The 11,457-nt window shown below is 45.5% G+C and carries 8 protein-coding genes; 5 read left to right on the plus strand and 3 right to left on the minus strand.

The genetic code is table 11. The annotated features are described in order from the left end of the window. The first annotated feature begins 5 nt into the window (after positions 1-5). The gene (gene hemB / locus EYS00_RS02880) at positions 6-1,004 is read left to right on the plus strand and encodes a porphobilinogen synthase (RefSeq protein WP_130635054.1); all 999 of its coding nucleotides are present in this window, start codon (positions 6-8) and stop codon (positions 1,002-1,004) included. A 70-nt stretch (positions 1,005-1,074) separates the two neighbouring features. Here hemB and EYS00_RS02885 read toward each other — a convergent pair whose 3' ends face one another. Together EYS00_RS02885 and rhlB are read right to left on the minus strand one after the other, a co-directional pair. Then, on the minus strand, positions 1,075-2,586 hold the full coding sequence (locus tag EYS00_RS02885) for a guanosine-5'-triphosphate,3'-diphosphate pyrophosphatase (protein WP_130635055.1): 1,512 nt from the start codon (positions 2,584-2,586) through the stop codon (positions 1,075-1,077). 11 nt (positions 2,587-2,597) lie between these two features. Continuing rightward, on the minus strand, positions 2,598-3,881 hold the full coding sequence (rhlB, locus tag EYS00_RS02890; protein ID WP_130635056.1) for an ATP-dependent RNA helicase RhlB: 1,284 nt from the start codon (positions 3,879-3,881) through the stop codon (positions 2,598-2,600). A 100-nt stretch (positions 3,882-3,981) separates the two neighbouring features. Here rhlB and trxA point away from each other — a divergent pair, with 100 nt between their 5' ends. The 4 genes from trxA to EYS00_RS02910 all read left to right on the plus strand — a co-directional run bounded on the left by trxA (position 3,982) and on the right by EYS00_RS02910 (position 10,166). After that, a complete protein-coding gene (gene trxA, locus EYS00_RS02895) occupies positions 3,982-4,308 on the plus strand; it encodes a thioredoxin TrxA (RefSeq protein ID WP_130635057.1) in 327 nt (108 codons plus the stop codon). 253 nt (positions 4,309-4,561) lie between these two features. Beyond that, the gene (gene rho, locus EYS00_RS02900; protein WP_130635058.1) at positions 4,562-5,827 is read left to right on the plus strand and encodes a transcription termination factor Rho; all 1,266 of its coding nucleotides are present in this window, start codon (positions 4,562-4,564) and stop codon (positions 5,825-5,827) included. Between the two features lie 226 nt (positions 5,828-6,053). Then, positions 6,054-7,307 (plus strand): amidohydrolase, encoded by a 1,254-nt coding sequence (locus EYS00_RS02905; protein WP_130635128.1) that lies wholly within the window; start codon positions 6,054-6,056, stop codon positions 7,305-7,307. A gap of 30 nt (positions 7,308-7,337) precedes the next feature. Continuing rightward, complete coding sequence (locus EYS00_RS02910) at positions 7,338-10,166, plus strand: ATP-binding protein (protein WP_242618626.1); 2,829 nt, start codon at positions 7,338-7,340, stop codon at positions 10,164-10,166. A 16-nt stretch (positions 10,167-10,182) separates the two neighbouring features. On the opposite strand, the gene nhaA is transcribed toward EYS00_RS02910, so the two are convergent. After that, on the minus strand, positions 10,183-11,415 hold the full coding sequence (nhaA, locus tag EYS00_RS02915) for a Na+/H+ antiporter NhaA (RefSeq protein ID WP_130635059.1): 1,233 nt from the start codon (positions 11,413-11,415) through the stop codon (positions 10,183-10,185). Positions 11,416-11,457 lie beyond the last annotated feature (42 nt).

Here is an 11,457-nt window from a genome sequence, read left to right on the forward strand (position 1 = left end):
ATTCTATGACATATTCGTCTTTTCCATCTCGACGTTTACGCAGACTAAGAGCAACGTCTGCATTACGAGACTTGGTTCAAGAGCATACTTTGTTGCCACAAGACTTAATCTATCCGGTCTTCGTGTTACCAGGACAAGCACAAAGAGAAGCAGTGCCTTCAATGCCGGGAGTTGAGCGTTTATCGATAGATTTATTGCTTGTAGAGGCAGAGCGTTGGGTGGCACTTGGCATTTCTACGCTAGCATTATTTCCTGTAACGCCGATGACACTTAAGACTGAATGTGCCAAAGAAGCCTATAATCCAGAAGGTCTTGCACAAACCGCAATGCGCGCACTGAAAGCCAAGTTTCCCAATCTTATGTTGATGTCGGATATAGCCCTCGATCCTTTCACCTCTCATGGCCAAGATGGACTCGTGAACGAAAACGGCTATGTGATGAATGATGAGACCGTTGAGGTTCTCATCAAACAGGCAATTTCTCATGCTGAAGCGGGAGCCGACATTGTCGCGCCATCAGATATGATGGATGGACGTATTGGTAGTATCCGCAACGCATTAGAGCAAGCAAAGTTTGTAAACACCTGCATTATGGCGTACTCAGCTAAATATGCGTCTGCGTATTATGGTCCTTTCAGAGACGCAGTGGGATCTGCTGCAAATATTAAAGGTGGCGATAAAAAGACATACCAAATGAATCCTGCCAATACCGACGAAGCCTTACATGAAATCGCGTTAGATATTGAAGAAGGGGCAGATATGGTAATGGTTAAACCGGGCATGCCTTATCTTGACGTGGTTAGACGTTGTAAAGACACCTTCAAAGTACCCACCTTCGCTTATCAGGTGAGTGGAGAATACGCGATGCATCAGGCAGCGTTTGCTAACGGATGGTTGAACGAGGAAGCGGTGATTCTCGAGTCTCTCCTTGCCTTTAAGCGCGCGGGTGCTGATGGCATTCTTACCTATTTCGCGCCAAAAGCCGCTGAACTTCTCCAGCGCTAACAATAAAAAAGCCGTGATGAGTTATCACGGCTTTGTACTCTTCTAATTCCGTTTGTTCAATCCATTGTCACTAAATGCAGTGTAACTCCCACCCGGCTTTGTGTTGAAGCCAGGTTTCGTTGGCAAGCTCTGCGTTTATCAGTGGATGTGCTTTCAACCAGCCGTCGGGGAACTCGAGTGTCCAGTCGTTTCCGTCACAACGCAAACTAACGGTTGGTATGTGTTTGTTCTGACGACGTAAACACAGGACTACCGACAGGCGTAATATACGTAACAAACTGATAAGCATGGGCTGTGAATCACTATGATACTTGCTGAACAGCTCGCTTGAAATATCCATTCGATGTTGCGATATGATGTCTTTAATCGCAGCGCGCTGTAGCTTGGTATAACCCGGCAAATCAATATGAGACAAGATATAAGCACCGTGTTCGTGGTGGCGCTTGTACTCAATATGAAGGCCAATTTCATGCAGTGTTGCCGCCGCACCGAGGATGGCCTCAGTGTCTAAATGACAAATATTTTGCTGAGAACACAGCTGGTGACAAAGGGTCAGCGCCGTATGTGCCACTGAGTTGGCGTGGGTTTTGTCGATATGATAACGGCTGATTGTCTGATTTAACGTCTGTTCGCGTCGATCATTTTCTTGCAGGTTATCCAACATACCATAGATTAACCCCTCGCGAAGTGCGCCACCTGAGATATTCATACTCTCTATTTGTAGGGTCTCGAATAGACTGATAAGAATGGCCAAACCCGAAGGGAATATAGCTTTGCGGTTATCCTCGAGTCCTTCGATATGCAAGTTATCAATGTGTGCACAATCGATGCATTGATCTCTCAAGTGGTACAAATAATCAATGCGAATAGCGTCGCTAATACCTTGGGCAACCAAAATCTCTGTAATAGCTTGTGGTGTGCCTGAGGCACCTAGACAATTTTCCCAATCAAAACACAGGTATGCATCTGCTACTGGCATGAGCAGTGTTTCTGCCGCGTTTTTAGCTGCTTCAAAGTTCTCTCTGGATATTACGCCGCCTGCAAAGTGGTGCTCCATAAAGGTCACGCAGCCCATGTCTAGACTCTTTAGATGGATTGGCTGCATGTCATTGCCAATTATAATTTCGGTGCTTGCGCCACCGATGTCTATGACCAAGCTATTACCTTGATTTGCCGAGGTGTAGGCTACGCCAAGATATATTTGACGCGCTTCCTCTTCGCCGCTAATTACTTCGATCTTGTGTTGAAGAATATCCTCAGCTTTCTTAATGAACTCGTGAGCATTGGTGGCTAATCGCAATGTAGCAGTAGCGACGACTTTAATATTGGAACAAGGAATGTCCTGCAGGCGTTCAGCAAAGGTCGCTAAACACTTCCAACCACGCTCCATACTCGATTCGTCGAGCACAAGTTGTTCGTCCAAGCCTGCGGCCAGACGGACTTTTTGCTTAACTTTGCCGATGATTTGTACGCTACCGTTCACTACATGAACTACCACCATGTGGAAGCTATTTGAGCCTAAATCAACGGCAGCGTAATATTCGCCGAAATTTTGTGGGTCGTTTTTGTGTTTTGCCTGCATAGATCTTTTAATTATTGTTGTTGATTACCACGTCCGCTTGGTTTGCCTCTGCCTTTTCCTCTGCGGTTCGAGTTCCGGTTGTTTGGCGTACGGCGTCGACGAGGTTTTGGTACTTTTACGTCGTCGAGCAACGCATTACGATCATAATCGGTAACGGGAATAGCGTGTTGAACGTACTGTTCAATTGCCGGTAAATTCAACGCGTACTTTTCACACGCAAAGCTAATAGCGGTTCCGCTTTGTCCAGCACGACCGGTTCTACCTATCCTGTGAACATAATCTTCAGCATCGTCGGGCAAGTCGTAGTTAAATACATGTGTTACTGCGTCGATATGCAGGCCACGAGCAGCAACGTCAGTCGCCACTAATATATCCAAGTGGCCATTGGTAAACTCCTCGAGAATGCTCAAGCGTTTTTTCTGTGGCACGTCGCCGCTAAGTAACCCTACGCGATGCCCATCAGCAGACAACCAATCGGTCACTCTTTCACAACTCGTCTTTGTATTGGCGAAAACAATCGCTTTTTCCGGCCACTCTTCTTCTAACAGTGTAAGAAGTAAAAGCATTTTGTCATCATCTGACGGATAGAAAAGCTCTTCCGACACTCGACTTGCCGTTTTTTGCTCGGGCGCCACTTGTACATGAGTGGGATTATTCATATGTTCATAGGCGAGCTCTTGAACGCGATAGCTCAAGGTAGCAGAGAACAACATACTCAAGCGTTCAGTGGCGGGAGGCATCTTTCTGAACATGTAGCGAATGTCTTTAATGAAGCCTAAGTCGAACATACGATCCGCTTCATCAAGTACAGCCACTTGAATATTTTTCAGCGTAAATACACCCTGTTTGTAATAATCTAAGATGCGCCCTGTGGTGCCGATAATAATATCTACACCTTCTTCTAAAGTTTCGCGTTGACTTTGGTAACCTTCGCCCCCATATATCAATCCAACCGACAAACCGGTGTGATCGCTGAGTGGTTTAGCGTCGTTAAATATCTGCACCGCGAGTTCACGGGTAGGTGCCATAATAATGGCTTTAGGGCCTGCTTGGTTATCAACGCTACCCTCTGACGCCTTCGTCAGCAGATAGTGGTAGGTTGCGACCAAGAATGCCATAGTTTTACCGGTACCGGTTTGTGCTTGACCTGCAATATCCAGCCCCTCAAGAAGGGGAGGAAGCGCCAATGCTTGAATTGGCGTACAGTGGGTAAAATTTGCTGCCTTTAGGGCATCGACTACCTTTGTATTAATAGGTAAGTCAGAAAAGTGAGTTTCAGTTAAGTGAGTAGGCATAGCTTATAGCTTATCAGTGCTTGCATTAAAAAACAGTTTCTATATAACACTTATGGTAGAGCTGAAACAAATCAGCGACAGACCAATAATGGAGAAAAGAATGAGCGACAAAATTATCCAGCTAACTGACGATAAATTCGAAGCAGATGTTATCAATGCTGACGGTCCTGTACTGGTTGACTTCTGGGCTGAATGGTGTGGCCCGTGTAAAATGATCGCCCCAATCTTGGAAGAAGTTGCGACCGAGTTTGAAGGCAAGTTAACAGTTGGAAAGTTGAATGTCGATGAAAATAACGAAACTCCACCGAAATATGGTATTCGTGGCATCCCAACACTGCTTCTTTTTAAAAATGGTAGCGTAGCGGCAACAAAAGTTGGTGCATTGTCAAAAACTCAACTTACTGAGTTTTTAGCTGAGCACATTTAAAAATGAATGAAGCGAGCGAAACGCTATCAACCTCGGTTTCGCTCGTTTTATCGCACACCTGCGTCAGTTTGGAAAATACTCATTTTTTTAACATTTGTATTTTGATTTGCTGGACGTTGGTTAAATATAGTGCTACCTTTCTCTTAGCTCATACCTGAGCCGATTTCTGCATAACCCGAATCTGGGCTACTAATCAATTCAAACATAACGTAGAGACGAACAGTCGCTTCATCAAGCACAAAGACCCACCAGTATGAATTTAACTGAATTAAAGAATAAACCAATAAGCGAGTTGGTTGCTCTAGCCGAAAAAATGGGCTTAGAGAACATGGCGAGAGCCAGAAAACAAGACATTATTTTTTCAATCTTAAAAACACATGCCAAAAGTGGTGAAGACATTTTTGGTGATGGTGTATTAGAGATTTTGCAGGATGGTTTTGGCTTTTTGCGTTCAGCAGACTCGTCATATTTAGCTGGTCCTGATGATATCTACGTATCTCCGAGTCAGATCCGTCGCTTTAATTTGCGCACTGGCGATACGATTTCCGGTAAAATTCGCCCGCCCAAAGACAGCGAACGTTATTTTGCCTTGCTGAAGATTCGCGAAGTAAACTTCGACAAGCCCGAAAACTCTCGCAACAAGATCCTTTTCGAAAACCTTACACCATTGCATGCTAATTCACGTCTTCGTATGGAGCGTGGTAATGGTTCAACTGAAGATATCACTGCACGTGTCCTTGATTTGGCCTCACCTACGGGTAAAGGTCAGCGTGGTCTGATTGTAGCGCCGCCAAAAGCGGGTAAGACTTTGCTACTACAGAATATCGCTCAATCAATTGCTGCTAACCATCCTGAGTGTGAGTTAATGGTACTTCTTATTGACGAACGTCCGGAAGAAGTGACTGAAATGCAGCGCCTCGTACAAGGTGAAGTGGTTGCCTCTACGTTTGATGAGCCAGCGAGCCGTCACGTTCAGGTGGCTGAAATGGTCATCGAAAAAGCCAAGCGTTTAGTCGAACACAAGAAAGACGTCGTTATCTTACTCGATTCCATTACCCGTCTTGCCCGTGCATACAACACCGTTATTCCATCATCAGGTAAAGTACTTACTGGTGGTGTAGATGCCAACGCCTTACACAAACCGAAGCGTTTCTTCGGTGCGGCTCGTAACGTTGAAGAGGGTGGTAGTTTAACGATTATAGCTACTGCGTTGATAGATACGGGCTCTAAAATGGATGAAGTTATCTACGAAGAGTTTAAGGGCACAGGTAATATGGAACTGCATCTTAACCGTAAGATTGCAGAAAAACGCGTATTCCCAGCGATTGATTTCAACCGCTCTGGCACTCGTCGTGAAGAGTTACTTACAGCACAAGATGAGTTACAGAAAATGTGGATCCTTCGTAAGATCGTCCATGAAATGTCTGAAATTGACGCCATGGAGTTCCTCATTAATAAACTGGCAATGACCAAAACTAATGATGAATTCTTCGACGCGATGAAGCGTCAAAAGAGCTAGACATAATCGTTGTGAAAAAAGCGCCAGAAGGCGCTTTTTTTATCTCTGAAAATCACAGCTAATCCATTAAAAACTATCAATAAAGTGGTTTTTTAGTGTTCATGTTGAGTTTTGTGATGTGAAAAGTCAGCAAGATGGTTTACTCTGAACAGAGACATAATAATATCGAGAACACCCTATGCTCACCAAATTCACGCGCTTTTTACTCCCCGCGGCATTATGCGGTATGTCATTTCTCAGCGTTGCTGCACCAGACATTGACGCCATGGCAGATGAAATCGAAAGCGATGTGATAGCGTGGCGACATCATTTTCATGAGTTTCCTGAATTGTCCAATCGAGAGGTAAACACCGCTCATTATATTGCCCAGTATTTGAATTCTTTGGGGCTAGAAGTTACTACAGGGATTGCACGTACCGGCGTAGTGGGCATACTCGACAGTGGCAAACCAGGTCCCGTGGTGGCACTTCGCGCTGATATGGACGGTCTCCCCGTGCTAGAGCAAAATGATTTACCTTATCGTTCGACACAAACGGGCGAATACAACGGTCAAACCGTTCCGGTGATGCATGCTTGCGGACATGATACACATATGGCGATGCTGATGGGAGCCGCAAAAATTCTCACTGAGCTCAAAGGTGAACTCAGAGGTAAAGTGAAATTCATTTTCCAGCCCGCTGAAGAGGGCGCCCCTGCTGGAGAAACCGGTGGCGCGGAAATTATGGTGAAAGAAGGGGTACTCAAGAACCCAGACGTTGACGTAATTTTTGGCTTACATATTAGCGCGAATACAGACGTTGGCACTATTCGCTACAATTCTGGTGGAACAATGGCGGCGGTAGATCCGTTTAAGATTGTTATCAAAGGTAAGCAGGCGCATGGCGCGTACCCATGGAAGAGCGTTGACCCTGTGGTAACGGCGGCCCAAATGATTATGTCGATTCAAACTATTGTGAGTCGAGAGTTACGTCTCATTGACGATGCTGCAGTGGTATCCATTGGGTCGATACACGGCGGCAATCGCTCTAACATTATTCCTAACGAAGTAGAACTCGTCGGTACGATACGTACACTGAATAGTGATGCACGAGACCATATTTACGAGGCATTACCTCGCAAAGTTCAGGGTATTGCCGACAGTATGGGAGCTCAAGCAGAACTTACTCTACCACTAGATTACTACTACCCAATTACTTACAACGACCCAGCGTTAACCGAGGCCATGTTACCTACCATGCAACGCACCGCTGGTGTAGAGAATACCCGGTTATCTAAGCCTGTCACAGGCGCTGAAGACTTCTCATTTTTCCAAGAGCAAATCCCAGGGCTTTATGTTTGGGTGGGAGGCAAGCCGCTTGATGTTTCCGAAGAGGATAGTCCTGCTCACCATACGCCAGAGTTCTTTGTTGACGACAGTGGTATGAAGTTGGGGGTTAGGCTGCTCACTAACTTCACGCTAGATTATATGGCTGCAAACTAGCAGGTAGTGAGTTAAAGGACACCTGTTATAGTGAAGCGCACAGAAACTGCAATTCCGACGGCATTACATGTAGCCATTATCTGTTTAGTGGGCGTTGTGCTGAACATATTGCCAGCTCCCTTCGATAGTACTGGAATATCTGTGTTCGGTATGGGAGCAGCGATTTACGCCGCCTTGCGTTTTCGACCAGTAATAGCCATCCCTGTTAGCTTAGTCATAAGCTTACCGCTGTGGTTTATGGATTCTGCCAATATTGGTGCAGAAAGTCTGACCTTCTTGCCTATTGTTGTTAGTGCGCTTTGCTTTCAAAAGTCTTTTCGCGTCGTTATTAGGGTAGGCGTAGTACTCTGGTCAATAATCTTTCTACCCATTCTGCTATTTGAACACGCTGTTAGCGATTTAACTACTTTGAGTAGTGATCACACCATGCACTTGGGAATGATGCTGTCTGGAGTCCTTGTTACCTGGGTTAGTGGGTTGTTTGGTTTGATTTCCGGCCAATTTGCTTATGTTGCTTTTAACGGATTAGACAAAGCCTCTTCATACAGCAAAGAACAAGTGAGCTTGAGATTTTTATTCAGCTACTTCTTTTCTGGGTGTTTCTTTTTTGCAGCGACGGCGGTGATTTATTTGTCTGTACACTTGTATCAGGCTCAGCAAGAGTCGCAAATCAACTACTACATGCAACAGCGCATTGATGTGCTTGAACAGCAACTTTCTGAATTTTTGAAGGTCCACCAAAAAGCCATATCACTGTCTGCTAACACCCTGTCAACAACGCCTTCAGAAAGATTTAGCACAGTAACTCCTGCACAATTAGAAAGTCTGAGTGTTCACTACCCAGAGTTTCTTACTTACTTGGTGACTGATGACGCTGGCGAGATTACCTATGCGTATCCGCCAGATGTGCTCGAAAAGGCGAGAGCTAGTGGTTTTGCCAATGTGGCCCATCGCCCCTACTTTTCTGAGCCAATGCGCACTGGAAGTTACTTTATTTCAAATGTGTTTCAAGGAACTGGTTTTGGAAACGACCCTATCGTCGCGCTTTCTGCCCCAATCCTCAATAATAACGATGAGCCTGTGGGTATTGTCGAGGGCTCATTGTCATTAAAGAGTTTTGAAGTTATTGATCAACTCAGTTTGTCTGGATTTTCGTTGCTTATAGAAGACCAAAAAGGCGACGTGATATACGCCTCGTCTCCTTTGCGTTTGCCACCATTAAGTAAGTCGCCTAGCTACGATTGCGACCCAAATTGTGATGCTAAAATCGAAAATGGGATGCAGGGCAAAACTTGGCTGCGTTTTGTCGGTGAGCTTCCCGATGTGGGTTGGAGAGTCAGTTATCACTTCGATTATCGAGGGTTAATGGTGGCAATGAGTAATTACCTACTTAAAGATCTCATACTGCTCATATTGCTCTCAGGCTTGGGATCTTTCGCCGGCTTCATGGTGGCCAGATTATTCAACCAGCCCATTCAAAACTTAATTCAGTACATAGGTGCGTTTAATCCCAAGATTGAGTTTAATCAAAAGCGCCCATCTCTTCCGTCGTTGAGTATTCGAGAACTCGCTCAACTCAATGATGAGTTTACCCGCCACGAACGTAGGCTAGTAGACGCTTTTGAAGACCTAGAATTTGCAAGAATAAAAGAGCAAGAACTCAATAGGGAGTTGGCAAGTTTGAATACCTCTCTTGAAGGGCGTATCAAAGAGAAAACTCAGCATTTAGCCGAAGCTCTGGATGAAGCAAAAGCCGCTGGTGTTGCCAAAAGTCAGTTCTTGGCCAACATGAGCCACGAAATAAGAACCCCGATGAATGGAATTATCGGCTCTTGTGAGTTGGCATTAGAAGATGATTTGCCCGCAGGTACGCGTAAGCGCATTGAGGTTATTAGCCGCTCTGCTGCCAATTTACTGCTGATACTCGACAGTGTTCTTGATTGGTCGAAAATAGAGGCTGGTAAAGTGCTTGTTGATAACCAGCCTACAAATCTTAGACATTTGCTCGAAGCCAGTTTGGCGCTTTATGAACACTTGGCTAAACAAAAATCGATTTTCTTGACGCTACAAGTAGACGACGCTTTACCATTATTTTTAAACACAGATAGCGGCAAGATAAGTCAGATCGTCAATAACCTCGTAAGTAATGCAATTAAGTTCACTCAGCAAGGTGGAGTAGCGGTAAAAGCTAGGTATCGCAAGCAGCACTTGACGATCACGGTCTCAGATACGGGAATAGGCATTCCAAAACATAAGCAAGAAACAATCTTTGAGCAATTTGAACAAGCTGATGCCTCTACTACGCGAAACTTTGGAGGGACTGGATTGGGGTTGGCGATTTCAAAAGGGCTCATTGAGCGACTCGAAGGAACTGTTACTCTCAGTAGCCGAGATGGTGAAGGAACCCGTTTTGTTGTCAGTATTCCATGTGAAGAGGTCGCTGATCACAGCACGTCTACATCACAAGGTAAGGCATCACTGCCGTCATCATTATTTGTATTACTCGCTGAAGACAATGACATTAATGCAGAGATAGTAGTGTCCATGTTAGACAAACAGGGTATACGTGCTGACCGCGCAGTCAATGGCGCGGAAGCCGTGGCCATGGCGGAGCAACAAGCCTACGACGTGATATTAATGGATTGCCAAATGCCCGTAATGGATGGTTTGTTGGCTGCCCGAGAAATTAGACTTGCGAGCAAAGAAAACCAACAAACGCCAATTATTGCACTTACCGCTAACGCCTTCGCCGAAGATAAACAAGCCTGCTACGACGCAGGCATGAATGCGCACCTGAGCAAACCTATTCGCAAGGATGTACTATTCGAGTGCATTGCAGAGCAAATGTCACAACATTGAGTCAATGCGAAGTGTCCTAAGACGCCGTTGCTTTTGCTTTTTCGCCCACCCAGTACAATACGATATATCCAAGTACTGCTGATACTAACGAGCCGGCCAAAATACCCACCCTTTCATCAAAGATGAGATTCACGCCAGTCTCCTCAAATGCCAAACTGCCGATAAACAGGCTCATGGTAAACCCAACACCACAAATGAGAGAGCAGCCATATATGTGCATTAGATTTAGGTCCTTGGGGAGTGACGCCAGTTTCAACTTAACGAGTAGGTAACAGAATCCAAATACCCCCACTTGCTTACCCACGACTAAGCCTAAAAATATGCCAAAGGTCACGGGATGAAATATTCCTTCCGGCGCGATATTGCCAAACCCAATACCTGCATTAGCAAAGGCAAATAGCGGTAGTATGGCAAAGCTTACCGAGCTATTTAAGCTGTGCTCTAAGTGTAGAACCGGAGAGTAAGAGGGCTGCTTTTTGTCTCGCATGGGGATCATGGCGGCAAGTACTACGCCAGCAAGTGTCGCGTGTACACCAGACTTGAGCATTGCTACCCACAATACTACGCCGACAAGAATATAAGCAGGAATATCCACCACGTTCTTTCTATTCATTCGCCACAGAATAGCGAGACACACCGCCGCAACAATGAGCGCGGTTTCTGTAATATTACTGGTGTAGAACAGGGCGATGATAACAATAGCGCCAATGTCATCGATAATGGCGAGGGTAACTAGAAATACTTTTAAGCTCGTCGGTACACGACTGCCAAGTAGGGCAAGAATACCCAGTGCAAAGGCGATATCGGTGGCAGCTGGAATTGCCCAACCTGTCATGGCAGTGCTGTCACCCCAATTAAAAAACACGTAAATCAGTGCCGGTACTGCCATACCGCCCACTGCACCCGTTGCAGGAAGTACGATATCCTTGGGATTCGACAGCTCTCCTTCGCAAACCTCTCTCTTGAGTTCCAACCCAACAAGAAAAAAGAAGATGGCCATCAGACCGTCATTTATCCAGAGTAGTAATGGTTTATCGATAGCCCAGTCTCCCGCAGACACTTGCACGGGGAGGCTAATGAGTTTGTCGTAATAAACATCCAGCGGAGAATTGGCAACAATCAGTGCTAACACTGTTGCAACGATGAGAAGGATCCCCGGTGCAGCCTCTCGCTTGAGGAAATCCGATACCACGTCTTGCACTTCATCAATAACTTCATCGAATTTATTTTGTTCTTTTTCCTCTGACACGGTGCGCTTCTCCTTGTGGGTAGTGAGCTAGTGTTTTGAAAA

The organism is Alteromonas sp. KUL49 (assembly GCF_006538345.1).
Lineage (GTDB): Bacteria > Pseudomonadota > Gammaproteobacteria > Enterobacterales > Alteromonadaceae > Alteromonas.